Origin of the sequence: Enterobacter sp. HK169 (assembly GCF_001719105.1) — a bacterium.
Lineage (GTDB): Bacteria > Pseudomonadota > Gammaproteobacteria > Enterobacterales > Enterobacteriaceae > Enterobacter > Enterobacter asburiae_B.
In genome coordinates this window covers 4,299,652-4,323,538 of the sequence record NZ_CP017087.1, presented here as the reverse complement: position 1 = coordinate 4,323,538, position 23,887 = coordinate 4,299,652, and the positions used below count along the sequence as shown (strand labels likewise).

Annotated in this window: 21 protein-coding genes and 1 riboswitch; of the genes, 6 read left to right on the top strand and 15 right to left on the bottom strand. The window is 58.9% G+C overall.

The genetic code is table 11. From position 1 onward, the window contains the following. Window positions 1-17: 17 nt before the first annotated feature. The gene (gene moaA / locus EnteroDNA1_RS20525; protein ID WP_069303843.1) at window positions 18-1,007 is read right to left on the bottom strand and encodes a GTP 3',8-cyclase MoaA; all 990 of its coding nucleotides are present in this window, start codon (window positions 1,005-1,007) and stop codon (window positions 18-20) included. Further along, window positions 995-1,128, bottom strand: a riboswitch (molybdenum cofactor riboswitch). (Overlaps the previous gene by 13 nt.) A 225-nt stretch (window positions 1,129-1,353) precedes the next feature. On the opposite strand from moaA, the gene yvcK reads away from it, so the two are divergent. Then, a complete protein-coding gene (gene yvcK, locus EnteroDNA1_RS20520) occupies window positions 1,354-2,262 on the top strand; it encodes a uridine diphosphate-N-acetylglucosamine-binding protein YvcK (protein ID WP_039261383.1) in 909 nt (302 codons plus the stop codon). A 72-nt stretch (window positions 2,263-2,334) separates the two neighbouring features. On the opposite strand, the gene uvrB is transcribed toward yvcK, so the two are convergent. Then, window positions 2,335-4,350: an excinuclease ABC subunit UvrB gene (gene uvrB / locus EnteroDNA1_RS20515; RefSeq protein WP_029742168.1), complete on the bottom strand. Its 2,016-nt coding sequence runs from the start codon at window positions 4,348-4,350 to the stop codon at window positions 2,335-2,337. 752 nt (window positions 4,351-5,102) lie between these two features. Between uvrB and EnteroDNA1_RS20510 the strand changes: the two genes are divergently transcribed. Continuing rightward, complete coding sequence (locus tag EnteroDNA1_RS20510; RefSeq protein WP_064672122.1) at window positions 5,103-5,825, top strand: ABC transporter ATP-binding protein; 723 nt, start codon at window positions 5,103-5,105, stop codon at window positions 5,823-5,825. Here EnteroDNA1_RS20510 and bioD read toward each other — a convergent pair. From bioD to bioB, 4 genes are read right to left on the bottom strand one after another with little or no spacing between them, the layout of a single operon-like run. Continuing rightward, window positions 5,788-6,489 carry a dethiobiotin synthase gene (bioD, locus tag EnteroDNA1_RS20505; protein WP_064672121.1) on the bottom strand — a complete coding sequence of 234 codons (702 nt, stop codon included), beginning with the start codon at window positions 6,487-6,489 and terminating at the stop codon, window positions 5,788-5,790. The two genes, EnteroDNA1_RS20510 and bioD, sit on opposite strands and share 38 nt — an antisense overlap. Continuing rightward, the gene (bioC, locus tag EnteroDNA1_RS20500; protein ID WP_069303842.1) at window positions 6,482-7,237 is read right to left on the bottom strand and encodes a malonyl-ACP O-methyltransferase BioC; all 756 of its coding nucleotides are present in this window, start codon (window positions 7,235-7,237) and stop codon (window positions 6,482-6,484) included. Before bioC ends, bioD begins: the two co-directional genes overlap by 8 nt. Continuing rightward, window positions 7,221-8,378 carry an 8-amino-7-oxononanoate synthase gene (gene bioF / locus EnteroDNA1_RS20495; RefSeq protein WP_069303841.1) on the bottom strand — a complete coding sequence of 386 codons (1,158 nt, stop codon included), beginning with the start codon at window positions 8,376-8,378 and terminating at the stop codon, window positions 7,221-7,223. Before bioF ends, bioC begins: the two co-directional genes overlap by 17 nt. Then, window positions 8,375-9,415: a biotin synthase BioB gene (bioB, locus tag EnteroDNA1_RS20490; RefSeq protein WP_069303840.1), complete on the bottom strand. Its 1,041-nt coding sequence runs from the start codon at window positions 9,413-9,415 to the stop codon at window positions 8,375-8,377. The genes bioF and bioB overlap by 4 nt, the downstream gene beginning before the upstream one ends. An 86-nt stretch (window positions 9,416-9,501) precedes the next feature. On the opposite strand from bioB, the gene bioA reads away from it, so the two are divergent. Both bioA and EnteroDNA1_RS20480 read left to right on the top strand, forming a co-directional pair. Next, the gene (gene bioA / locus EnteroDNA1_RS20485; RefSeq protein ID WP_073000805.1) at window positions 9,502-10,791 is read left to right on the top strand and encodes an adenosylmethionine--8-amino-7-oxononanoate transaminase; all 1,290 of its coding nucleotides are present in this window, start codon (window positions 9,502-9,504) and stop codon (window positions 10,789-10,791) included. Window positions 10,792-10,839: 48 nt separating this feature from the next. Next, window positions 10,840-11,316 carry a kinase inhibitor gene (locus EnteroDNA1_RS20480; protein WP_008501131.1) on the top strand — a complete coding sequence of 159 codons (477 nt, stop codon included), beginning with the start codon at window positions 10,840-10,842 and terminating at the stop codon, window positions 11,314-11,316. 98 nt (window positions 11,317-11,414) lie between these two features. Here the strand turns inward: EnteroDNA1_RS20480 and hutH are convergent, their stop codons facing one another. The 5 genes from hutH to hutI all read right to left on the bottom strand — a co-directional run bounded on the left by hutH (window position 11,415) and on the right by hutI (window position 17,660). After that, on the bottom strand, window positions 11,415-12,935 hold the full coding sequence (gene hutH, locus EnteroDNA1_RS20475; protein WP_069303838.1) for a histidine ammonia-lyase: 1,521 nt from the start codon (window positions 12,933-12,935) through the stop codon (window positions 11,415-11,417). Further along, complete coding sequence (gene hutU / locus EnteroDNA1_RS20470) at window positions 12,935-14,620, bottom strand: urocanate hydratase (protein WP_069303837.1); 1,686 nt, start codon at window positions 14,618-14,620, stop codon at window positions 12,935-12,937. The genes hutH and hutU overlap by 1 nt, the downstream gene beginning before the upstream one ends. Before the next feature lie 127 nt (window positions 14,621-14,747). Beyond that, entirely contained in the window at window positions 14,748-15,482 is a 735-nt protein-coding gene (locus EnteroDNA1_RS20465) for a histidine utilization repressor (RefSeq protein WP_023310841.1), read from the bottom strand. 19 nt (window positions 15,483-15,501) lie between these two features. Further along, entirely contained in the window at window positions 15,502-16,440 is a 939-nt protein-coding gene (gene hutG, locus EnteroDNA1_RS20460; RefSeq protein WP_069303836.1) for a formimidoylglutamase, read from the bottom strand. Continuing rightward, window positions 16,437-17,660, bottom strand: coding sequence for an imidazolonepropionase (gene hutI, locus EnteroDNA1_RS20455; protein ID WP_069303835.1), 1,224 nt, complete (start codon window positions 17,658-17,660; stop codon window positions 16,437-16,439). The genes hutG and hutI overlap by 4 nt, the downstream gene beginning before the upstream one ends. A 226-nt stretch (window positions 17,661-17,886) precedes the next feature. Between hutI and EnteroDNA1_RS20450 the strand changes: the two genes are divergently transcribed. After that, window positions 17,887-19,170 (top strand): putative acyl-CoA thioester hydrolase, encoded by a 1,284-nt coding sequence (locus EnteroDNA1_RS20450; RefSeq protein WP_048976073.1) that lies wholly within the window; start codon window positions 17,887-17,889, stop codon window positions 19,168-19,170. A gap of 77 nt (window positions 19,171-19,247) precedes the next feature. On the opposite strand, the gene pgl is transcribed toward EnteroDNA1_RS20450, so the two are convergent. Next, the gene (pgl, locus tag EnteroDNA1_RS20445) at window positions 19,248-20,243 is read right to left on the bottom strand and encodes a 6-phosphogluconolactonase (protein ID WP_069303834.1); all 996 of its coding nucleotides are present in this window, start codon (window positions 20,241-20,243) and stop codon (window positions 19,248-19,250) included. A 140-nt stretch (window positions 20,244-20,383) separates the two neighbouring features. Between pgl and EnteroDNA1_RS20440 the strand changes: the two genes are divergently transcribed. Then, window positions 20,384-21,202: a pyridoxal phosphatase gene (locus EnteroDNA1_RS20440; RefSeq protein WP_033144968.1), complete on the top strand. Its 819-nt coding sequence runs from the start codon at window positions 20,384-20,386 to the stop codon at window positions 21,200-21,202. On the opposite strand, the gene modC is transcribed toward EnteroDNA1_RS20440, so the two are convergent. From modC to modA, 3 genes are read right to left on the bottom strand one after another with little or no spacing between them, the layout of a single operon-like run. Next, window positions 21,203-22,261: a molybdenum ABC transporter ATP-binding protein ModC gene (gene modC, locus EnteroDNA1_RS20435; RefSeq protein ID WP_064672111.1), complete on the bottom strand. Its 1,059-nt coding sequence runs from the start codon at window positions 22,259-22,261 to the stop codon at window positions 21,203-21,205. A 2-nt stretch (window positions 22,262-22,263) separates the two neighbouring features. After that, entirely contained in the window at window positions 22,264-22,953 is a 690-nt protein-coding gene (gene modB / locus EnteroDNA1_RS20430; protein WP_033144966.1) for a molybdate ABC transporter permease subunit, read from the bottom strand. Further along, window positions 22,953-23,726: a molybdate ABC transporter substrate-binding protein gene (gene modA / locus EnteroDNA1_RS20425; RefSeq protein ID WP_069303833.1), complete on the bottom strand. Its 774-nt coding sequence runs from the start codon at window positions 23,724-23,726 to the stop codon at window positions 22,953-22,955. Before modA ends, modB begins: the two co-directional genes overlap by 1 nt. Window positions 23,727-23,887 lie beyond the last annotated feature (161 nt).

Sequence of the window (23,887 nt, the reverse complement as noted above, 5' to 3'; positions counted from 1 at the left end):
TTCCTTCTTAAGCCTGATTACCCGCCGATGTAGGACAGGTTCTGAGTAATACCGGTATTGCCCTGATGCAGGAAGTGGGTCTGTTTTTTATGCGTCAGCGCGTCAGAAATGCGTGCTTCAAGCGCGGCCTGCTGCGCATCGTCTTCCAGCAGATCGCGGAGATCCACGCCGCCGTCGCCGAACAGGCAAAGATGGAGCTTGCCAACGGAGGAGACGCGCAGGCGGTTGCAGCTGGCGCAGAAGTCTTTCTCATAGGGCATGATAAGCCCAATCTCACCTTCGTAATCCGGGTGGCAGAAGACCTGCGCCGGGCCGTCGCTGCGCTGGCGGATTTGATGGATCCAGCCGCGTTTCAGCAGCTCGTGGCGCAGCACCATGCCGGAGATGTGATGGCGACGAAACAGCTCGCTGCCCTCGCCGGTTTCCATCAGCTCAATAAAACGCAGCTGTATAGGGCGGGATTTGATCCACGCCAGGAAGGTATCGAGCTGGTGATGGTTCACATCACGCATCAACACTGTGTTGACTTTGACCTTCTCGAACCCGGCCGCAAATGCCGCGTCGATGCCGTCCATGACCTGCTGAAATTTATCCTGGCCGGTAATGGCGTGAAACTGACGGGCATCCAGGCTATCGACGCTGACGTTGATCGCCGTCAGCCCCGCATCGCGCCAGTTCGCCACGTCACGCGCCATGCGGTAACCGTTGGTGGTCACCGCAATCTGGCGGATGCGTTCGTTTTCACGCACGGCGGCAATGATGTCGGGGAAATCGCGGCGCAGAGAGGGTTCTCCGCCGGTCAGACGCACTTTTTCGGTGCCGAGCTCAGAGAAAGCGCGCGTGACGCGGCGCACTTCATCCACGGAGAGAAAGCCGTTATTGGTGACGCTGCCCGGTTTGTAGCCATCGGGCAGGCAGTAGGTGCAACGGAAGTTGCACACATCGGTAATCGACAGACGTAAGTAATAAAACTTACGCGCGAAAGCATCAGTAAGTTGTGAAGCCATGTACACCTTTCCAGATCGGGAGGCACAGTCATTTCTTTCTGTACCCTGGTGGCAAATTCGCCACGGCCAGAGCGCCATATCTTTCGACACAGGCACAAGGGCTAGAGTGTATGTTTTCAATTTTGAAAACGTGGTTAGGGCGATAGTAGCGCGGAAATTCTGACGACGCCATTATCGCTTCACGCTATATAATTATCTATATAGCGAATCGTTCCTGCATTTTCGCTACAGAATACCTAAAAACCGCATTTTCACATTGATATACGTCATTTTGCATCGGGTGAGGCATCGTCTTTTAGGGGTAGTTAGGTTACTGTTACGCGATCGAACGTGATAAGGAATACGTATGCGCAATCGCACTTTTGCGGATCTTGACCGAGTGGTCGCTCTTGGCGGAGGACACGGCTTAGGCCGGGTTATGTCCTCTTTGTCGTCACTCGGCTCAAGGCTGACAGGGATAGTAACTACCACCGACAACGGCGGCTCAACCGGGCGCATTCGACGTGCCGAAGGCGGCATTGCCTGGGGAGATATGCGCAACTGCCTGAACCAGTTAATTACCGAGCCGAGCGTCGCGTCGGCGATGTTTGAGTACCGTTTTGGCGGTAATGGCGAACTTTCCGGGCATAACCTCGGAAATTTGATGTTAAAGGCGCTCGATCACCTGAGCGTACGGCCTCTGGAAGCCATCAATTTAATCCGTAATCTGCTCAAAGTGGACGCATTCCTGATCCCCATGTCAGAACAACCGGTAGACTTGATGGCCATCGACGCCGAAGGGCATGAAGTTTACGGCGAGGTGAATATCGACCAGCTCATCCTGCCGCCAACGGAGTTAATGACCTATCCGAGCGTGCCCGCCACGCGAGAAGCGGTGGAGGCCATCGGGGAAGCGGATCTTATCCTGATCGGTCCAGGCAGTTTTTATACCAGCCTGATGCCAATTCTACTCGTAAAAGAGCTGGCGCAGGCGCTGCGCCGCACCCCTGCCCCGATGGTTTACATCGGTAACCTGGGACGTGAGCTGAGCCCCGCGGCGGCGAGCCTGTCGCTGGCTGACAAACTGGAATTAATGGAGCATTACGTCGGCAAGAAAATCATTGACGGCGTAGTCGTGGGCCCAAAAGTGGATGTGTCAGGGATTGGCAATCGTCTGGTGGTGCAGGAGCCGCTGGAGGCCAGCGATATCAAGTACCGCCACGATCGTCACCTGCTGCGCGAGGCGCTGGAGAAGGCGATTCAGGCGCTGGGTTAGGTTCGTTTTGTGCGGCCTGTTGCCCTCACTCCTGCCCTCTCCCACGGGGAGAGGGAGAAAACAACGCTTTACTCACGATGCCGCGATGAAAAGATCCCGCAGCTGATGAAGCTGGTCGCGGATCTGCGCCGCCTCTTCGAACTCCAGGTTCTGCGCGTGCTGCATCATCTGCCCTTCCAGCTCGTGGATTTTCTGCTGCAGCGCTTTCGGCGTCAGCACGACGGTATCTTCTTCCACCACTGAACGCGCCTTGCCGCGGCCTTTCGCTTTGGTTTTGGCGATGTTCTGACCCAGCGCCAGAATATCCACCACCTTCTTATTCAGCCCCTGCGGCGTAATGCCGTGCTCTTCGTTGTAACGCTGCTGTTTCTCGCGTCGGCGCTCCGTTTCGCCAATCGCTTTCGCCATCGACGGGGTGATTTTGTCACCGTACAGAATCGCTTTACCGTTGACGTTACGCGCCGCACGGCCGATGGTCTGGATCAGGGAGCGTTCAGAACGCAGGAAGCCCTCTTTGTCCGCATCCAGAATCGCCACCAGCGAGACTTCCGGCATATCCAGACCTTCTCGCAGCAGGTTGATCCCCACCAGCACGTCAAACTCGCCCAGACGCAGATCGCGGATAATCTCCATGCGCTCCACGGTGTCGATATCCGAGTGCAGATAGCGCACCTTCTCGCCGTGCTCTTCGAGATACTCGGTGAGGTCTTCCGCCATACGCTTGGTGAGCGTGGTGACCAGCACGCGCTCGTTGATGGCGGAACGGGCGCGGATCTCAGAGAGCAGATCGTCCACCTGCGTGGCCACCGGACGAACTTCAATAATTGGGTCAAGCAACCCGGTCGGACGCACAACCTGATCGACAACGTCTTCACCGGATTTCTCCAGCTCGTAGTTGCCCGGCGTGGCCGAGACGTAAATGGTTTGCGGCGCTAATGCCTCAAACTCTTCAAACTTCATCGGACGGTTATCCAGCGCCGACGGCAGGCGGAAGCCGTACTCCACCAGCGTCTCTTTACGCGCCCGGTCACCGCGGTACATCCCGCCGATCTGCGGGATCGTGACGTGGGATTCGTCGATCACCAGCAAACCGTCTGCCGGGAGGTAGTCAAACAGCGTTGGCGGCGGCTCGCCCGGCCCGCGTCCGGAGAGGAAGCGCGAGTAGTTTTCAATGCCGGAGCAGTAGCCCAGCTCGTTCATCATCTCAAGGTCGAACTGGGTACGCTGGCTGAGGCGCTGCTCTTCCAGCAGCTTATTGTTCGCCAGCAGCACCTTACGGCGCTCGGCCAGCTCCACTTTGATCTCTTCCATCGCCTGCACGATACGCTCGCGCGGCGTCACGTAGTGCGTTTTCGGGTAGATGGTAAAGCGCTGGATCACCGACTCAACGTGTCCGGTCAGCGGGTCGAAGAGCGACAGGCGTTCAACCTCTTCGTCAAACAGCTCGACGCGCAGCGCCATATCGTCCGATTCCGCCGGGAAGATGTCGATCACCTCTCCGCGTACGCGGAAGGTGCCGCGCTGGAACGCCTGATCGTTACGGGCGTACTGCAGCTCTGCCAGACGGCGGACGATGGCGCGCTGGTCGATAATCATCCCCTGCGTCAGGTGCAGCATCATCTTGAGATAGAGATCCGGATCGCCCAGACCGTAGATCGCGGACACCGACGCGACGACGACCACATCGCGACGCTCCAGAAGCGCCTTCGTGGCCGACAGACGCATCTGCTCGATGTGTTCGTTCACCGAGGCATCCTTCTCGATGAAGGTGTCAGAGCTCGGTACGTAGGCTTCAGGCTGGTAGTAATCGTAGTAGGAGACGAAATACTCCACCGCGTTTTCCGGGAAGAACTCTTTCATCTCGCCGTAAAGCTGTGCGGCCAGGGTTTTGTTGGGTGCCAACACCATCGTTGGACGCTGGAGATCCGCAATCACGTTGGCGATAGTGAACGTTTTACCCGAGCCGGTTACCCCCAGCAGCGTCTGGTGCGCCAGCCCGTCTTCCAGCCCCTCTTCCAGACGACGGATCGCCTCAGGCTGATCGCCAGATGGACGGAAAGCAGAATTCAATTTGAACGGTTTACTCATGGGCGACGACCTGATGACGTTATAAGCGGCAGGTGAGTAATTTTACTCGTTGTTGCCAGGAATGCCAGTAAAAAACACTGGATGAAAAACCAGTGGCATGTCAGGATATTTAGCATAGCGCCTGAATGATAAGTGGGATAACAGCCAAAATTTGGACTGTGACAATATAAAACACCAGTCAGGTCAGGTTATCCCCAGAACTTTTTCTTTTTTAACATTTGTCAAGCCAGGTAATGATAGTTTTGTGGCAACGGGTGACACTTTCATGACGGGAATTGCTTTTATCTAAGCAATTAAATAATAAACGATATTTTCTAAAGCCGCGTTTCGCGCCAATTTGGGCGTAAGCCGCGTCTTCTCTCGCTTATCGCGTGTTTTCTAACTCTAATGCACATGGTTATCCACAGGAATAGTGGATAACTGCTTCCAGCCCATACAGACTGGCGCTCGGCAAATTCCCGGTTTTTCCCACGAGACGGCAGTAAAAAATTTTTATAGCTATTTTTTGATGATTAACAGTTGCGTCATTCATAACCAGTCGATGGGATCTTGCTCACATTTTCATCATTTTGGGTTCTGCACCACAACTCACCACCTCCAGCACCGTCGCTGTGCAATCCGGTTTTTTATAAACCGCTTTCTGGTGATTCATTCCTAAAAAAGCCGTTTTTTTGAACACTTTTCGGTTTCTGGCAGGGGTTTTGCAGATTCAAACATGAGCCTCACCTACACACATTTTTAAGGAGAAAAAGATGTTGAGTCTGCGTGCTGTGAATCAGTTTTACGGAAGCCAACATACGCTATGGAACGTGAATTTGGATTTTCCGCAAGGGATGTGTACAGGCGTCGTTGGCCTGCCGGGGATGGGGAAAACCACCCTCATGAATTGCATCGCCGGGAGAGTGCCCGTTGAAAGCGGCAGCATCATCTGGCACGAGGCGGGCGCGCCGCCGCGCGATTTGCTTAACCTGCCTCCAGAACAGCGTTCAGGACCGGGGATAGGCTATGTCCCGCAGGACAGGCGGATCTTCTCCCAGCTAACGATTGAGGAGAATCTGCATATCGCCATGCGGGCGATGGGGAAACCCAACCCGGAGGCGAAAAGTGACGTTTACGACCTGTTTCCGGCGCTCTACGCATTGCGGCAGGCCCGCGCCAATACGCTCTCTCCGGACGATCAGTATCAGCTTGCGCTGGCTAATGCGCTGGTGAACCGTCCGCACCTGCTGATCCTCGATGAGCCACTGCACGGCGCAGGACAAAGCTTCGCCCAGAAGCTGGGGCAGCTGCTGGCGCGCTTAAACCGGGAGTTAGGTATGACGGTGCTATTAGCGGAGCAGCAGCTGTCGTTTATCCGCCGGGTTGCGGACCGTTTCTGCATGCTCTATCGCGGGCGTAACGTGGCGCAGGGCCACGTTAACGAACTGGATGACGAGCTTATCGCGCACTGGATGTCGCGGGAAGCAAGACGCTGAGATCGAGATAACGCCCGGTGTCGGCATTTTCCGCACCCTCAGCAAGCCAGGGAATTTCCCCGAGGCACGGGGCGGGAAGTACGCGCCTGAGCGTCGCCAGATACTCCTGGTGTCGTTTACCCGGCGCAACCACGTCGTTGGCTATCCAGCCCGCCAGACGCAGCCCGGCCTGCTGGACGGCCTGCGCGGTCAACATGGCGTGATTGATGCAGCCCAGCCTGACGCCGACGACCAGAATGACCGGAAGCTGCTCGGCCTGCACCCAGTCAGCAAACGTCTGCGTGTCCGAAAGCGGCGTAAACCAGCCGCCCGCACCTTCCACCAGCACCCAGTCGGCCTGGCTTTCCAGCGTCCGTAACCCGGCTGACAGCACGGTGAAATCAATCGGACGATCTTCGTCAGCGCTGATGATGTGCGGCGAGGTCGGCTCGGCAAAGGTGTACGGATTGACCGCTGAATAGGCGAGTTCAAGGGTGCTGTTACGCTGGAGCGCCAGCGCGTCGGTGTTGCGTAATCCTTCCGCCGTCACCTCGCTGCCGGAAGCAACGGGCTTATATCCGGCGGTGTTTTTTCCGAGCAGTCGTGCCGCCTGCAGCAGCGCCGAGCTGGCCACCGTTTTGCCCACTTCCGTATCCGTGCCGGTAACAAAATAACGTTCAGTCACGTTCGATAATCCCATGAAAAAGTTGATAAGAGAGCGGGAAATGCCCCCGCTGCTGCGGCCAGGCCAGCTCCAGACGCTGCAGCTGGCCCCGGGTCAGCGGTTTTTTCTCCCGCCCGGCGTGCAGGTGCGTGGCGCCGATACCCTTCAGCGAACGCATGGCGCTGAACGCATTGCTAAAATTGAGGGTGATGGTCTGCACCGTGCTGCGGTAGCGCCAGCCTGCCAGCGCCTGCGTCACCTGGTCATGCGATAAAAAGCGGTTAGCGTGAGGCTGCTCATCCACCGCTTTCCACGCCTGATTCAGCTCCGGCAGCGAGCTTTCCAGCAGGGTGGTAAAGGCCACCTTCCCGCCCGGTCGCGCCACACGATAAAGCTCGCGCAAGGCCTGCGGCAGGCTGCTGCACCACTGGACCGCCAGATGACTCCAGACCAGATCGAAGTGCGCATCCGCCAGCGGGATCGCCTCGATATCCGCCAGCAGATAATGGTCCGCTGCCTGCCTCTGACGCGCCTCGTCGAGCATCTGGGCCGAGAGGTCGATAGCCGTGACCTGGCTTCCCGTCCCGCGCCAGTAGCGGCTGTTGCTGCCGGGACCACAGCCGGCGTCCAGCACCTGCGGAAAGCGGTTGTCGCCAAGCGCGGCCAGAAGCCCCTGCGCGCTCTGACGCTGCAGTTCATCGTGCTGAGAATAGCTCTGCGCGGCCCGACCAAATGCCGCCGCGACGGCCTGCTTATTCACCGGCGTCATTGAGCGCCTCCAGCAGCGTCTGGATATCCCGAGCGTCATGCGCCGCCGTCAGGGTTAAACGCAGCCGCGCGGTGCCCGGCGGGACCGTTGGCGGGCGAATGGCGGTCACCCACATGCCGCGCTCGCGCAGCGCCTGTGCCAGCGCCAGCGCGCGACCGTTTTCGCCGACAATCACCGGCTGGATGGCGCTTTGCGAATCGGGACTGTGGAAGGGCAGCGCCGCTAACCCCTTGCGGAAGCGTGAAATATGCTCTGCCAGCCGCTGACGACGTTCATCGCCTTCAGCGCTGCGGATCACCGCCAGCGACGCAGACAGCGCCACGGCCTGCGCCGGGGGCATGCTGGTGCTGTAAATCAGGTGTCGGGCAAACTGCAGCAGATAGTCGGCGACGGACTCACTGCACAGCACGGCGGCGCCGCTGACGCCAAAGCCTTTGCCGAAGGTGACGATCAGCAGCTCCGGCTTCACGTTTTGCTGGTATGCGCTGCCGCGACCTTCGTCACCCATTACGCCAATGCCGTGGGCATCGTCGACCAGCAGCCAGGCGTTTTGCCGCTTTGCTGCCTCGTGCAGCGCGGCAAGCGGCGCGCTGTCGCCGTCCATGCTGAACACCCCTTCCGTAACCGCCAGCTGCTGTCCGTCGCAGGGTTTATCCAGCAGCGCGGCGAGCTGCCCCGCATCGTTATGGGCAAAGCGGCGCAGCTGCGCCGGGCTTAAATTTGCCGCCTCCAGCAGCGAGGCGTGGCTCAGGCGGTCGGCGACAATCCGGTCCTCTTTTCCCATCAGGGCGGTAATGACCGCCTGGTTGGCGGCAAAGCCGGAGATGAACAGCAGCGCGCGCGGGTAGCCGAGCCAGTCGGCAAGCGCCTCTTCCAGCGCCTGATGCGCGGTGGTATATCCGCTGACGTGTCCCGAGCCGCCGCTGCCCACGCCAAACCGCTCCGCACCCTGCTGCCAGGCGCGGATAATGGCCGGATGCTGGCTCAGCCCGAGATAGTCGTTGCTGGAGAAATTACAAAACTGCCGCCCCTCGCGGGTAAGAAAACGGCCCGCGCCGTTTTCCACCACCCTGCGAACGCGAAACGCCTCTGCCGCCCGGCGTTCGTCCAGCGCGGTATTAATGCGTGCCTGCCAGGTCATACGGCTGCCGCGTTGTAGAACTGGTCGGTGTCGGCGTTGAAAATCTGCTGCTCCAGCTGCTGCTGTTGCTCGTTATCGCCCGTCAGCACCTCGGTCTGATGCGGGTTAAGCCCCAGCTTGCGGAACAGCTGAACGTCTTTGTCCTCTTCCGGGTTCGGCGTGGTCAGCAGCTTGCAGCCGTAGAAGATGGAGTTGGCTCCGGCCATAAAGCACATCGCCTGGGTCTGCTCGTTCATCTGCTCGCGACCGGCAGAGAGGCGCACGAAAGAGGTCGGCATCATGATGCGCGCCACCGCGATGGTGCGAATAAAATCAAACGCATCCACGTCGTCGTTATCCGCCAGCGGCGTCCCCTTAACCTTCACCAGCATGTTGATCGGCACGCTTTCCGGCGGGGTCGGCAGGTTTGCCAGCTGCAGCAGCAGGCCCGCGCGGTCTTTGACCGTCTCACCTAAGCCGACAATACCGCCGGAGCAGACCTTGATCCCCGCGTCACGCACTTTATCCAGCGTGTCCAGACGCTCCTGATAGGTCCGCGTGGTGATGATGTTGCCGTAAAACTCCGGCGAGGTGTCGAGGTTATGGTTGTAGTAGTCCAGCCCCGCCGCAGAGAGGCGCTGCGCCTGCTCCTCGTTCAGCGTGCCGAGCGTCATACAGGCTTCGAGGCCCATCTCCTTCACGCCCTTCACCATCTGTTCCAGATACGGCATGTCGCGGTCGTGCGGGTTCTTCCACGCTGCGCCCATGCAGAAGCGGGTTGAACCGGCGTTTTTCGCCTTGCGAGCGGAGTCGAGCACCTGCTCCACCTCCATCAGCCGTTCGGACTCCAGGCCGGTTTTGTAGCGCGCGCTCTGCGGGCAATATTTGCAGTCTTCAGGACAGGCACCGGTTTTGATCGACAGCAGCGTGCTGACCTGAACATGGCGCGGATCGAAGTGCTGACGATGCACCTGTTGGGCTTCGAACATCAGCTCAAGGAAAGGTTTGTTGAATAATTCAGTGACTTGCGACATCGTCCAGCGTGTGTGGTGAGCCATCGGGCTTCTCCAAAGGGTTTTGTTAATTTTCGGTTCGGTTTATACTCGTAAACCTAAAACTTTTCAAAATGGTTTACAAGTCGATTATGACCCAGGACGATCTCGCCTTCGACAAGCAGCATATCTGGCACCCTTACACCTCCACCACCCGCCCCCTTCCCGTTTATCCGGTGGCCTCGGCCCACGGCTGCGAGCTGCACCTCGCCAGCGGCGAACAGCTCGTTGACGGGATGTCTTCGTGGTGGGCGGCCATTCACGGGTACAACCACCCGCGCCTGAATGCGGCGATGAAGGCCCAGATTGACCAGATGTCGCACGTGATGTTTGGCGGGATCACCCATCAGCCCGCGGTGGATTTATGCCGTCGCCTGGTGGCGATGACGCCTGAATCGCTGGAGTGCGTGTTCCTGGCCGATTCCGGCTCCGTGGCGGTGGAAGTGGCGATGAAAATGGCGCTGCAGTACTGGCACGCGAAGGGCGAAACGCGCCAGCGGTTCCTCACCTTCCGCAACGGCTATCACGGGGATACCTTCGGGGCGATGTCGGTGTGCGATCCGGACAACTCCATGCACAGCCTGTGGAAGGGCTATCTGCCGGAAAACCTGTTCGCCCCTGCCCCGCAGAGCCGCTTCGACGGCGAGTGGAACGAGATGGACATGGTCGGTTTCGCGCGGCTGATGGCGGCGCATCGCCATGAAATCGCCGCCGTGATCCTGGAGCCGATTGTGCAGGGCGCAGGCGGAATGCGGATGTACCATCCGGAATGGCTGAGGCGCATTCGCAGGATGTGCGACCGCGAGGGCATTCTGCTGATTGCCGATGAGATCGCCACCGGCTTTGGCCGTACCGGCAGGCTGTTTGCCTGCGAGCATGCGGGCATTGCGCCGGATATTCTGTGTCTGGGTAAAGCGCTGACCGGCGGCACCATGACGCTCTCCGCCACGCTCACGACCCGCCAGGTGGCCGACACCATCAGCGACGGCGAGGCGGGCTGCTTTATGCACGGCCCGACGTTTATGGGCAACCCGCTGGCCTGCGCCGTCGCAAGCGAAAGCCTTGCCATTCTGGAGAGCGGCGAGTGGCAGACGCAGGTTGCGGCGATTGAGGCACAGCTGAAAGATGCACTGAGCGCCGCCTCGGGCGCGAATTTTGTGGCAGACGTGCGCGTGCTGGGCGCCATTGGCGTGATTGAAACCACCCATCCGGTGAATATGGCGGCGCTGCAGCGCTTCTTCGTGAACCAGGGCGTGTGGGTACGGCCCTTCGGCAAGCTTATCTACCTGATGCCGCCGTACAGCATTACGCCGGAGCAGCTGCGTAAATTAACCGACGCGGTTGTAACAGCCGTTAACATTCCCGCGCATTTCACGATGTAACCCTATGCATTACACTTGCTGAACGAGCGATCAACGAGGGTAAACCGTATGAAAATCATCAGTAAAGATCTGCGCGACGGTGAAAAACTGCCGGAACGCCACGTATTCAACGGCATGGGGTATCAGGGAGACAATATCTCCCCGCACCTGGCGTGGGACGAGGTTCCGGCCGGAACAAAAAGCTTTGTCGTGACCTGCTACGACCCGGATGCGCCGACCGGCTCCGGCTGGTGGCACTGGATTGTGGCGAACCTGCCTGCCGACACGCGCGTCCTGCCGCAGGGTTCCGGTTCAGACCTGGTTGCCCTGCCTGAAGGCGCCATTCAGACGCGCACTGACTTTGGTAAAGCGGGCTACGGCGGCGCGGCGCCGCCAAAAGGGGAAACCCACCGCTATATCTTCACGGTGCACGCGCTGGATGTGGAGAAGATTGAGGTCGATGAAGGGGCGAGCGGCGCGATGGTAGGGTTTAACGTGCATTTCCATTCGCTGGGCAGCGCGTCGATTACGGCGATGTATTCATAATAGTGCGGGCTGATGCCCTCACCCCGGCCCTCTCCCACAGGGAGAGGGAGAAAACCGGGCAATTCCCTCTCCCTGTGGGAGAGGGTCAGGGCAAAAAATCACAGCACTGAAGGTAGCAGTCCTACAAGGCTTCCCTCTTCCAGAAGCTGCATCGCCTTATCAATATCCGGCGCAAAGAAGCGGTCGTCATCGTAGTGCGATACGTGCTCGCGCAGCGCATGACGCGCCTGCTCCAGCAGCGGGCTGGATTTTAGCCCTTCACGCAGATCGACACCCTGACATGCCGCCAGCCATTCCACCGCCAGCACGCCGCGGGTGTTGGAAGCCATTTCCCACAGACGACGCCCGGCAGCCGGCGCCATCGAAACGTGATCTTCCTGGTTCGCTGACGTTGGCAGGCTGTCCACGCTGTGCGGGTGCGACAGGGCTTTGTTCTCGCTCGCCAGCGCCGCTGCGGTCACCTGGGCAATCATAAAGCCCGAGTTGACCCCGCCGTTACGCACCAGGAACGGCGGTAGCTGGGACATATGTTTATCCATCATCAGCGCGATGCGGCGCTCGGACAACGCGCCGACTTCGGCAATCGCCAGGGCGATATTATCCGCCGCCATTGCCACCGGCTCGGCGTGGAAGTTGCCCCCGGAAACCACCTCGTTTTCCTGGGCGAACACCAGCGGGTTATCGGAAACCGCGTTGGCCTCCACCAGCAGCACTTCTACCGCCTGACGCAGCTGCGTCAGGCACGCGCCCATCACCTGCGGCTGGCAGCGCAGGGAATACGGATCCTGAACCTTCTCGCAGTTATGGTGTGAATCGGCAATTTCGCTGGTGTCGGTAAGCACGTGACGGTACATCGCGGCGGCATCAATCTGCCCGCGCTGACCGCGCACCTCGTGGATGCGGGCATCGAACGGGCGGCGCGAGCCCAGCACGGCTTCGGTAGTCAGCGCACCGCACACCACCGCCGAGGCAAACAGATCTTCCGCTTCAAAGAGGCCGCGCAGCGCGAAAGCGGTCGATGCCTGCGTGCCGTTCAGCAGCGCCAGCCCCTCTTTCGCCGCCAGGGTGATCGGGTTTAGCCCGGCTTTTTTCAGCGCCTCTTTCGCAGGAAGCCACTCGCCCTGCCAGCGCGCTTTGCCTTCGCCCAGCAGCAGCAGCGACATGTGCGCCAGCGGCGCAAGATCGCCGGATGCGCCAACGGAACCTTTTGCCGGGATCCACGGATAGACTTCCGCATTGACCAGCGCCATCAGCGCCTGAATCACGCTCAGGCGAATGCCGGAGAAGCCGCGGGCCAGGCTGTTGATTTTGAGCACCATCATCAGACGGACAATCTCATCATCCAGCGGCTGACCCACGCCCGCCGCATGTGACAGCACCAGCGAACGCTGTAAGTTTTCCAGATCGTGTGTCGCGATGCGGGTCTGCGCCAGCAGGCCAAATCCGGTGTTAATCCCGTAGGCGGTGCGCCCTTCGGCAACGATGGCTTCGACGCAGGCGACGCTGTCGTTAATGGCGGCGTGGGCACTTGCATCCAGCGAAAGGGTGACCGGTTTACGCCAGACGTTACGCAGCTGCTTGAGCGTCAGCGAGCCGGGAGTAAGTGTTAATGCGTTCATTAATGCTTTCCTTGTGTGGCAGGGATCATCGGCAGGTTAAGGCCCTGCTCTTTGGCACAGTCAATGGCAATTTCGTAACCCGCATCCGCGTGACGCATCACGCCGGTGGCCGGGTCGTTGTGCAGCACGCGAGCGATACGCGCGGCGGCTTCATCGGTTCCGTCGCAGACGATGACCATCCCGGAATGCTGGGAGAAGCCCATCCCCACGCCGCCGCCGTGGTGCAGCGACACCCAGGTCGCGCCGCTGGCGGTGTTCAGCAGAGCGTTCAGCAGCGGCCAGTCGGAGACCGCATCCGAGCCGTCGCGCATGGCTTCGGTTTCGCGGTTCGGGCTGGCGACGGAGCCGGAGTCCAGGTGATCGCGGCCGATGACGATCGGCGCGGAAACTTCACCGCTGCGCACCATTTCGTTGAAGGCAAGGCCGAGTTTTTGACGCCACTCCAGCCCTACCCAGCAGATACGCGCCGGCAGGCCCTGGAAGTTAATGCGCTCGCGGGCCATGTCCAGCCAGTGATGCAGGTGTTCGTCATCGGCGACGATCTCCTTCACTTTGGCGTCAGTTTTGTAGATATCCTCCGGGTCACCGGACAGGGCAACCCAGCGGAACGGACCGATGCCGCGGCAGAACAGCGGGCGGATATAGGCAGGAACGAAGCCCGGGAAGTCAAAGGCGTTATTCACGCCCATCTCTTTCGCCATCTGGCGGATGTTGTTGCCGTAGTCAAAGGTCGGAATGCCCATCTGGCTGAAGGCCAGCATGGCGGAGACGTGCTCGGCCATGGCGCGTTTCGCAGCAAGCACCGTGCCTTCCGGGTCGGTTTCCGCTTTTTGCTGATATTCTTCCCACGCCCAGCCTTTTGGCAGGTAACCGTGCAGCGGGTCATGGGCGCTGGTCTGGTCGGTGACCAGATCCGGACGCACGCCGCGGGCGACGAGCTGCGGGAGAATGTCCGCCGCGTTGCCGCACAGGGCAATCGACACCGCTTTGCCTTCGGAGGTGTATTTTTTGATGCGCGCCAGCGCATCGTCCAGATCGGTTGCCTGCTCATCGACGTAGCGGGTGCGCAGACGGAAATCAATGCGGCTCTGCTGGCACTCAATGTTGAGCGAGCACGCGCCGGCAAGCGTGGCGGCCAGCGGCTGCGCGCCGCCCATGCCGCCGAGACCCGCGGTCAGCACCCAGCGGCCTTTCAGCGAGCCGTTATAGTGCTGGCGACCGGCTTCCACGAAGGTCTCGTAGGTGCCCTGCACGATCCCCTGGCTGCCGATGTAGATCCAGCTACCCGCGGTCATCTGGCCATACATCGCCAGCCCTTTCGCGTCCAGTTCATTGAAGTGTTCCCACGTCGCCCAGTGCGGCACGAGGTTAGAGTTAGCGATCAGCACGCGCGGCGCGTTTTTGTGCGTTTTGAACACGCCAACCGGCTTGCCGGACTGTACCAGCAGGGTTTCGTCGTGTTCGAGTTCGGTCAGGGATTTTACAATTGCGTCATAGCATTCCCAGTTGCGCGCGGCGCGGCCAATGCCGCCGTAGACCACCAGCTCGTGGGGGTTTTCCGCCACCTCAGGGTCGAGGTTGTTCATCAACATGCGCAGCGGGGCTTCGGTGAGCCAGCTTTTGGCGGTAAGCGTGGTGCCGCGCGCGGCGCGGACGTCCTGCTGGCGGTATTTACCTGACGACATTGTGTGCTCCTCATAGGGGACAGATGATGCATTTAGATATACTTGTATAGACAAGCACACACAAGGTCAGATTTAACAAAAAAGATACAATTTTGTTATATTGCGTTAGCGATCACGCTTATAAAACTTATGACATGAAGTGGCCCTGCAGCCGGTAGCGATTCCCCGGGAAAAGCAGCCGGGCATGCGACACAATGTGCGACGAGGACCAGGTTCGACGGCGGATCAGCAGGCACGGATCGTGCTCTTTAATGCGTAGCCTTTCGCACTCCTGCGGCGTGGCGCGCACGGCCTCCACAATGTGCTCCCCTTCCGTCAGCGGTGCGACGAGCGAGAGATAGGCGTGTGGCGTGGTCTGGGTGTAATCCTGGTTCAGATAGTCCGGTATCCGCTCAGCGTTCACGCAGCGATCTTCAATCTGCACCGGAATGTCGTTTTCGAAATGCACCATCACGGAGTGGAAAATGCGGCTTCCCTCCTTGACGTTAAGCTCTGTGGCCTGCTCGGCGCTGGCCTGGGTCTCTTCGAGCACCAGCACCTCGCAGCGGTGCTGATGATTACGCGCGGCTATCTCGTCCGCAATGCTGCGGATTTCAAACAGCGCCGACTGTCCTTTCGGTTCCGCCACAAACGTCCCCACGCCCTGCAGGCGCACCAGAAGCCCTTCGTCGGTCAGCTCGCGCAGCGCGCGGTTGACGGTCATCCGGCTAAAACCAAACTGCGCTACCAGCTCGGCCTCCGAAGGAATGCGATCGTGCGGGCGCCAGACGCCGGTAGCGATTTTTTCGCTAATTGCCTGCTTCACCTTTTCGTAGAAAGGCGCGGGAGGGCTCGACTGCGGCAGAGGTGAGCGTGAAAACATCGTGACTCCTTGAATAGTGTTATGCCCACCAGTGAGCAATTTGCCAGGCCAGGCGGGCGGCGAGCTTAGCGCCCTGTCCGTCCCGATCGTACTGCGGGTTAAACTCTACCAGATCGGCGGCCTGTAGCTTACCGCTACGGCAGATTTGTTCGATAACCGGGAGAAGATCCAGCGCCGGTATGCCTAACGCAGCCGGTGCGGACACGGCAGGCATTTCGCTGGCGGAGAGGACGTCCAGATCGATCGTCAGATAGATACGATCGGCCTGCGCCAGCACCCTTTCCAGGGCGGATAGCGCATCGCGCCTGAAATGGAGATCTTCCACCAGCGTGACGTTCAGGCGTTCGGCCTCGTCCCACAGCGCCAGCGTGTTCGCCGCCCGGCTCACGCCAAGGCAGGCGTAGTGAAATTCCCGCCCGCGCTCATCGCAGTAGCGCGCCAGCTGGCGAAACGGGGTGCCGGATGTGGCCCGGTCGGCCCTGCGCAGATCGAGATGGGCATCAAGGTTGATAATGACAACCCGCTCGTTCGGGAAGGCCTCCAGCACGCCGCGACCGTGCGCCCACGCGGTTTCGTGCCCGCCGCCAAAGACCAGCGTGCGCATCCCGGACTGCTGACAGGCCGTGACGGCATCGCTTAACGCCTGCTGTGCCGCTTCCAGCTCGCCGCCTTCAACGTACACCGAGCCCATATCCGCCAGCCGGTCATGTCCCTGATGGCTTGCCATATTTGCCAGCGCCTTTCGCAGCATATCCGGTGCCTGCACGGCGCCGGGCCTGCCCTGATTGCGTTTTACCCCTTCATCACATTCAAAGCCTATCAGCGCGATGCCGGATGAAAGCGGCGTGAACTGGCCCTGCTGCTTTATCGTCTGGAAAATGCGCTTTGCACTGCTGGCCTCGGCGCTGTCATCGCGCCCCTGCCAGACGGTTTCGGCTACGGGCCGCCATAACCTCATACTGCCTCCCCACGGAAAATACGTTGATACAGCGGATTGCGTCCCGGCTCGTAGACCATCTCAACCGGATGATGTGCATCCCAGACGATAAAATCGGCGACAAACCCTGTCCTGAGCTGTCCGTGGGTTGCGCCACGGCCCAGCGCCTGCGCGGCATGGCGCGTGACGCCAGCCCAGGCCTCTTCAGGGGTCAGACCAAACTGAACGCAGGCCATGTTCATCGCCAGGTGCAGGCTCGCAAACGGGCTGGTGCCGGGGTTATAGTCGGTGGCGACGGCCATCGGCACGCCCTGTTTTCTGAGCTGTTCAACCGGCGGACGCTGACGCTCCTGAAGAAAATAGAACGCACCCGGCAACAGGACGGCAACCGTGCCGCTTTCCGCCATCGCCTGAACGCCTGCGTCGTCGAGATACTCGATATGATCGGCGGAAAGGCCCTTGTACTGGCTGACCAGCGCCGCGCCGCCCTGATTCGACAGCTGTTCGACATGCCCTTTCACCGGGATACCCAGCGCGGCGGCGGCCTTGAAGAGTCGCTCGGTCTGCGACGGGGTAAAGCCGACGTTTTCACAAAACACGTCGACTGCTTCATATAACTCTTTTTGCCACAGCGTAGGCAGTATCTGCTCGCAGACCAGCGTGAGGTAGGCATCCGGATCCTGCCGGTATTCCGGCGGAACCGCATGGGCCGCCAGCAGCGTTGGGCTGATATCAATCGGATTATTGAGGCCCAGCTGGCGGGCAACCTGCAGCATCTTCTCTTCGGCCTCGGCGTTGAGCCCGTATCCCGATTTGATTTCAACGGTCGTCACGCCTTCATTCATGAGACGCTGGAGCCGCTGCTGCGCCAGTTTCAGCAAGGTTTCGGCTGAGCTGCTGCGCGTCGCCGTCACGGTAGCGTTAATCCCGCCCCCCTGGGCGCTGATGGTTTGATAAGAGACGCCGTTCAGACGCTGCTCCCACTCCGCCGCGCGGTCGCCGCCAAATACCAGGTGGGTATGGCAGTCAATCAGGCCAGGCGTGACCAGACGTCCCTGAAGATCGACACAGTGTCGGTGTCCCGAAGGAATGTCAGATTCAGGGATCGCGGCCAGAATAGTGTGGCCGCGCACGACCAGGGCGTGTTGCTCTTTCAGTCCATAAGGCGCAGGTACGTCCGGCGCCATCGTAGCCAGTCGCGCATTTCGCCATATTACATCGTCGGGATGAATCTGCTGCATGGGGCATTCCACTTGTCTTAGGTTGTATAGACATTTATTTGCATCCACCGTCTACTGTCAACCGCCTTGACTGAAAATGTTATTTATTTGTGATCACTTACCTGCCGCTCCGGGGCTAAAAATGCAACTTTTACCCTTTTTATCTTCCCGTTTCGCTCAACTTAGTATAAAAAAGCAGGCTATTTCGTCTATCCCGTTTAAGACTTGCATACCCAGGAGCTCTACCTTGAACATTTCCAGGATTTCCCGTCTGGCGTTAGCACTCGCCTTTGGCGTGACCTTATCCGCATGCAGTTCAACACCACCGGATCAGCGTCCTTCTGAGCAGGTTGCGCCCGGTACCGCCTCCCGCCCGATTTTGTCCGCTGATGAAGCGAAGAACTTCGATCGTGCGCACTACTTCTCGGCGATGGATCCTAACGCTGCGCCGTGGACACCGTCGTCTATCAACCTGCCTAAACAGCCTGACTTCGTGGTTGGCCCGGCGGGTGCGCAGGGCGTAACGCATACCTCTATTCAGGCTGCGGTTGATGCTGCCATCACTAAACACAGCGCGTCTCGCCAGTACATCGCGATCCTGCCGGGTGAATATGAAGGCACCGTGTATGTTCCGGCGGCCCCTGGCAGCATTACGCTTTACGGTCTGGGCGAAAAAGCGATCGACGTAAAAATTGGCCTGGCGATTGATTCCGAAATCGACAGCAACGCCTGGCGTCACCTGGTGAATCCGGCCGGTAAATATATGCCGGGCAAACCGGCGTGGTATATGTTTGATAACTGCCAGAGCAAGCGTTCCGCCACCATTGGCGTGATGTGCTCGGCGGTATTCTGGTCTCAGAATAACGGTCTGCAGCTGCAGAACCTGACCATTCAGAATACCCTGGGCGACAGCGTTGATGCCGGCAGCCACCAGGCCGTTGCGCTGCGTAGCGATGGCGATAAGGTGCAGATTAATAACGTCAACATTCTGGGCCGTCAGAACACCTTCTTCGTGACCAACAGCGGCGTGCAGAACACCCTGCAGAATAACCGCCTGACCCGTACTCTGGTGACCAACAGCTACGTTGAAGGTGACGTGGATCTGGTGTCCGGTCGCGGCGCGGTGGTGTTTGATAATACCGATTTCCGCGTGGTGAACTCCCGCACTCAGCAGGAAGGTTACGTGTTTGCTCCGGCAACCCAGTCTAACCTCTTCTACGGCTTCCTGGCCGTGAACAGCCGCTTTAACGCTGCCGGTGACGGCGTGGCGCAGCTGGGACGCTCCCTGGACGTGGACTCTGCGACCAACGGTCAGGTCGTGATCCGCGACAGCGTGATCAATGAAGGCTTCAACATGGCGAAGCCGTGGGCTGATGCCGCGATCTCCAAACGTCCATTCTCCGGCAATACCGGTGCGGTGGATGATAAAGGGAACGTGCAGCGCAACCTGAACGACGCTAACTTCAACCGCATGTGGGAATACAACAACCGCGGTCTGGGTAGCAAAGTGGTTGCTGAGCCGAAGCAGTAAGCTGTTTTGCCCGGTGGCGCTGCGTTTACCGGGCATAAAAAAACCTCGCATTCGCGAGGTTTTTTGTTTTTAGCCGCTTAGTGAGCGTTTACCACGACCCACATTGGCCCCTGGCCTACGGCATAACGCCCTTTCTCTTCCAGTAGCCCCTGCTCGCCTTTAATTTCATACAGCGCGATGTGGTGGGATTTCTGCCCCGCCGCAATCAGGTATTTACCGCTGTGATCGATATTAAAGCCGCGCGGCTGGGTTTCCGTTGGCTGGAACCCTTCAATCGCCAGCACGCTGCCGTCTTCAGAGACGCTAAAGACGGTAATCAGGCTGGAGGTACGGTCACAGGCGTACAGATGGCGGCCATTTGGCGTAATGTGGATATCCGCCGCCCAGCGGGTATCGGAGAAATCAGACGGCATCATGTCCAGCGTCTGCACGCACTCAATCTGGCCGTTTGGATCTTTCAGCTCCCATACGTCCACAGAGCTGTTCAGCTCATTGACCACGTAGGCGTACTGCTGGTTCGGATGGAAGACCATATGGCGCGGACCGGCGCCTTCAACGGTAGTCACTTCGGCAGGATTCTGCGCCACCAGGTGACCATCGTCGCTCAGGGTGAACAGGCAGATACGATCCTGCTTCAGCGCAGGCACCCACAGCGTGCGGTTATCCGGAGAGATATTCGCCGAGTGGCAGCCTTCAAGCCCTTCCACCACATCCACGGTTTCGACCGGAATACCATCTTCCAGACGCGTTACGCTGACGCAGCCCGCGTTATACGAGCCGCTGAAGACAAAGTTGCCTTTACGATCGGTCGAGATATGGGTTGGGCTGCCCGGCAACGGGGCTTCGGCAGTGTACGTCAGCGCGCCATCGTCCGGAGAAATACGATAGGCCAGCACGCGGAACTCCGGGCGCACACCCACGTACAAGAAACGTTTATCCGGGCTGATGACCATCGGTTGCACCTGGCCTGGCACATCAACAACCTGAACCAGCGTGAGTGTCCCTTTGGTATTTAAACGCCAGACGTGGATCTGCTGGCTTTCAGGACTGGCGGTATAAACGGTTTGTTTCATGAATATTCACTCCTCACTGCGCATGAAAGTAGTTAACTTTTGACGGTGAATGCTGAATTGTCGACAGGAATTTTGAAGCGTTCGCCTCTCGGTGTACCATCCCATCAAAACGTAAATTCAATATTAACCCGGGAAAACAGATGACCTCGCGTGTGATTGCTCTGGATTTAGACGGTACCTTACTGACGCCGCAAAAAACCCTTCTCCCCTCCTCCCTTGAGGCGCTAAAACGCGCGCAGGAAGTGGGATATCAACTCCTTATCGTAACGGGTCGACATCACGTTGCCATTCACCCTTTTTATCAGGCACTGGCGTTAGATACACCTGCAATTTGTTGTAATGGCACTTATTTGTATGATTATCAGGCAAAAAAGGTTTTAGAATCCGACCCGCTGCCGGTTCCCCAGGCGCTGCAGCTGATCGATCTGCTGGATGAGCATGCCGTTCACGGCCTGATGTACGTGGATAACGCGATGGTGTACGAGCGTCCTACAGGCCACGTGGTGCGCACAAGCAACTGGGCGTTGTCCCTGCCTGAAGCGCAGCGTCCGGTCTTTACCCAGGTTTCCTCCCTGCGTCAGGCAGCCCAGGACGTTGAGGCTATCTGGAAATTCGCCCTGACCGATGAAGACACCACCAAACTGAATACCTTCGCAAAACACGTGGAACACACGCTGGGTCTGGAGTGCGAATGGTCCTGGCATGACCAGGTGGATATTGCCCGCAAAGGCAACAGCAAAGGCAAGCGCCTGACGCAGTATGTGGAATCGCAGGGCGGGTCGATGCGTGACGTGATCGCCTTCGGCGACAACTATAACGACATCAGCATGCTGGAAGCCGCCGGTACCGGCGTGGCGATGGGCAATGCCGATGATGCGGTCAAAGCCCGCGCCAACGTGGTGATTGGCGACAACACCACCGACAGCATCGCGCAGTACATTTACACCCACCTGCTGTAATCAGGCGGTGATCGAGACGCTCTTAATTTGCGCGTAAAGCCACAGGCCGGGTTTGATCCCTAACTCATCCCTCGCCCACGGGCTGATGCGCGCCCAGAGCGTCCTGCTCCCCACTTCAAGCTTCACTTCCACCTGCCCGTTATCATCAAAACACTCCGCGACTTTGGCGCGCAGAATATTTCGAATACTGGTTTGCAGCGGCGGCTGCAGCACCAGCGAGACGTCCGACGCCTGGATGCGAATTCGCAGCGCGGACTGTAGCGGTTTGTCGATCTTATTGACCCACAGATGCTGGTCACCCAGCGCCAGGGCGGTCATCGCGTAGTGCGGATGATGTTCCAGAACGCTCACTTTAAGAATGCTGCTCTGCTGTTCCCGGGGTAACCAGGGGTGCATTACGCTGCTGCCCCATACCTCTTCCAGGTTGCCGAAGGCCTTCACGCTGCCCTCTTCCAGCACCAGCACCTTGTCGGCCAGATGGAGGATTTCGTCCAGCGAATGGCTGACGTAGAGCATCGGAATATTAATTTCGCGCGTCAGGCGCTGAAGATAAGGCAGAAGTTCGCGTTTACGCGGAATATCGAGCGAGGCCAGCGGTTCGTCGAGCAGCAGCAGTTCGGGTGCGGTCAGCAACGCGCGGCCAATGGCCACACGCTGTTTTTCTCCACCGGAGAGCGAGGAGGGCAGCCTGTCGAGCAGAGGTTCAATGCCTAAAAGCGTCACCAGCTTGTCAAACTGCCCGGCCATGCTTTTCGCCATGCCGTAACGCAGGTTGCCGCGCACGCTGTAGTGCGGGAACAGGCGCGCGTCCTGGAAAACATAGCCGATGCGGCGCTTATCCGGCGAGAGGTAAACCTTATTCTCCACGTCATTCAGGACGCGGTCATTCAGGACAATACGGCCAGACTGCGGGCGGGTCAGGCCGCTGATGGCATTAATCAGCGACGTTTTTCCCGCCCCCGACACGCCAAAGATAGCGGTGATACCGCTGGTTGGCAGCGTTTCGTTAAGCGTCAGGGTATGGTTTCCCAGCGTCTGGGTAAAATGGAGTTCCAGCATGCTTATTTCCCCATCCGCTCGCGGCTAAGCCGCGCCAGCCATTCAGACACCATTAGCGATACCAGCGCCAGCACAATTGAAATAATACACAGCCGCGCCGCCGCGCCTTCACCGCCCGGCGTTTGAATCAGGGTGTACATTGCCGACGGGATGGTTCGCGTCTCGCCGGGGATGTTCGACACAAACGTGATCGTCGCGCCAAACTCGCCCAGCGAGCGGGCAAAGGCTAGCACCGTCCCGACAATAATGCCCGGTAGCGTAAGCGGGAGCGTGATGGTGAAAAAGACGCGCCAGCGCCCTGCGCCCAGCGTGCGGGCCGCCTGTTCGAGCTTCATGTCCACGCCTTCCAGCGCGAGGCGGATCGCCCTCACCATCAGCGGGAATGACATCACCGCCGCCGCCAGGACCGCACCGCGCCAGCTGAACGCAAACGTCAGCCCAAACCAGTCGTAGAGCTTCTCGCCGATAAAACCGCGTCGCCCCATCGAAATCAGCAGCAGGTAACCGACCACCACGGGCGGCAAAACGAGCGGAAGATGAAGCACGCTGTCGAGCAGCGTTTTGCCGGGAAACTGACAGCGAACCAGTAGCCAGGCAAAGAAGATCCCAAAGGGCAAGCTCAGCGCAACCGCCAGGGAAGAGACTTTTAGGCTCAGCAGAACAGCCTGCCATTCAGGATCGGTCAATATCATCAGTGAGTCGTGAATCCATAACGTTTAAAGATTGCGGACGCCTCCGGCCCTTTCAGGTAATCGCGGAAGGCCGTCACGGCCGCATTTTTATGTCCATCAACAATCGCAACAGGATATTCCACTTTCTTGTGGGAGTCTTCCGGGAACGTTGCGACCACTTTTACACCTTTACTGGCAACGGCATCAGAGCCATACACAATGCCCAGCGGGGCTTCGTTGCGTTCTACCAGCGCCAGCGCGCCGCGCACGTCTTCCGCCGGGGCCAGCTTCGGTGACAATGTCTCCCATGCACCCAGCTTTTGCAGCGCTTCTTTGGCATAAATCCCCGCCGGAACGTGCTCCGGGTCGCCTACGGCCAGACGGCCACCGTTCAGCAGGCTCGTCCAGTGGGTCTCTTTGTTGATGGTGAAGTCCGCCTGCGCGCTGGCTTTTGGCGCCACGACAACCAGACTATTCCCCAGCAGCGTTTCGCGGGTTGTCGCATCAATCGATTTCTTCTCCGCCGCGTAATCCATCCACTTCTGGTCAGCCGAGATGAACAGATCCGCCGGTGCGCCCGCTTCTATCTGGCGCGCCAGCGTCGAGGAAGAGGCAAACGAGGAGACCACCTCGACGTTTTTCTCTTTTTTATACGCCGCCGCGATGTCCTGCAGCGCGTTGGTCAGCGACGCCGCGGCAAAGACGGTGATTTTACCCTCGTCCGCCAGCGCGTGTCCGGTAAGTGAAAGCGTCAGCGTTGCCCCTGCGAAAAGGCGTATCCATGAACGTGCCATCTGTAACTCCTGTGAGTAGCGTTATATACATCTTAATATAACGATTACGTCAGGGAGATCCCAGCGTTTAATCGTACCGCTGAAGGGGTAAACCGGTGTGATGCGTTAAATAATATCGGCGTAGACGGGAAAATCTTGAGAGCAAAACGCCCGGACTGGCC

What these genes read in the sequence shown, in the direction of transcription:
- hutH (WP_069303838.1), bottom strand. Translation starts at nt 12,935, where the DNA reads ATGAACGCATTAACACTTACTCCCGGCTCGCTGACGCTCAAGCAGCTG.
- bioC (WP_069303842.1), bottom strand. Translation starts at nt 7,237, where the DNA reads ATGACGCCGGTGAATAAGCAGGCCGTCGCGGCGGCATTTGGTCGGGCC.
- modB (WP_033144966.1), bottom strand. Translation starts at nt 22,953, where the DNA reads ATGATATTGACCGATCCTGAATGGCAGGCTGTTCTGCTGAGCCTAAAA.
- hutU (WP_069303837.1), bottom strand. Translation starts at nt 14,620, where the DNA reads ATGTCGTCAGGTAAATACCGCCAGCAGGACGTCCGCGCCGCGCGCGGC.
- bioF (WP_069303841.1), bottom strand. Translation starts at nt 8,378, where the DNA reads ATGACCTGGCAGGCACGCATTAATACCGCGCTGGACGAACGCCGGGCG.
- yvcK (WP_039261383.1), top strand. Translation starts at nt 1,354, where the DNA reads ATGCGCAATCGCACTTTTGCGGATCTTGACCGAGTGGTCGCTCTTGGC.
- moaA (WP_069303843.1), bottom strand. Translation starts at nt 1,007, where the DNA reads ATGGCTTCACAACTTACTGATGCTTTCGCGCGTAAGTTTTATTACTTA.
- hutI (WP_069303835.1), bottom strand. Translation starts at nt 17,660, where the DNA reads ATGCAGCAGATTCATCCCGACGATGTAATATGGCGAAATGCGCGACTG.
- EnteroDNA1_RS20510 (WP_064672122.1), top strand. Translation starts at nt 5,103, where the DNA reads ATGTTGAGTCTGCGTGCTGTGAATCAGTTTTACGGAAGCCAACATACG.
- modC (WP_064672111.1), bottom strand. Translation starts at nt 22,261, where the DNA reads ATGCTGGAACTCCATTTTACCCAGACGCTGGGAAACCATACCCTGACG.
- hutG (WP_069303836.1), bottom strand. Translation starts at nt 16,440, where the DNA reads ATGAGGTTATGGCGGCCCGTAGCCGAAACCGTCTGGCAGGGGCGCGAT.
- bioB (WP_069303840.1), bottom strand. Translation starts at nt 9,415, where the DNA reads ATGGCTCACCACACACGCTGGACGATGTCGCAAGTCACTGAATTATTC.
- uvrB (WP_029742168.1), bottom strand. Translation starts at nt 4,350, where the DNA reads ATGAGTAAACCGTTCAAATTGAATTCTGCTTTCCGTCCATCTGGCGAT.
- EnteroDNA1_RS20480 (WP_008501131.1), top strand. Translation starts at nt 10,840, where the DNA reads ATGAAAATCATCAGTAAAGATCTGCGCGACGGTGAAAAACTGCCGGAA.
- modA (WP_069303833.1), bottom strand. Translation starts at nt 23,726, where the DNA reads ATGGCACGTTCATGGATACGCCTTTTCGCAGGGGCAACGCTGACGCTT.
- bioA (WP_073000805.1), top strand. Translation starts at nt 9,502, where the DNA reads ATGACCCAGGACGATCTCGCCTTCGACAAGCAGCATATCTGGCACCCT.
- EnteroDNA1_RS20465 (WP_023310841.1), bottom strand. Translation starts at nt 15,482, where the DNA reads ATGTTTTCACGCTCACCTCTGCCGCAGTCGAGCCCTCCCGCGCCTTTC.
- pgl (WP_069303834.1), bottom strand. Translation starts at nt 20,243, where the DNA reads ATGAAACAAACCGTTTATACCGCCAGTCCTGAAAGCCAGCAGATCCAC.
- EnteroDNA1_RS20440 (WP_033144968.1), top strand. Translation starts at nt 20,384, where the DNA reads ATGACCTCGCGTGTGATTGCTCTGGATTTAGACGGTACCTTACTGACG.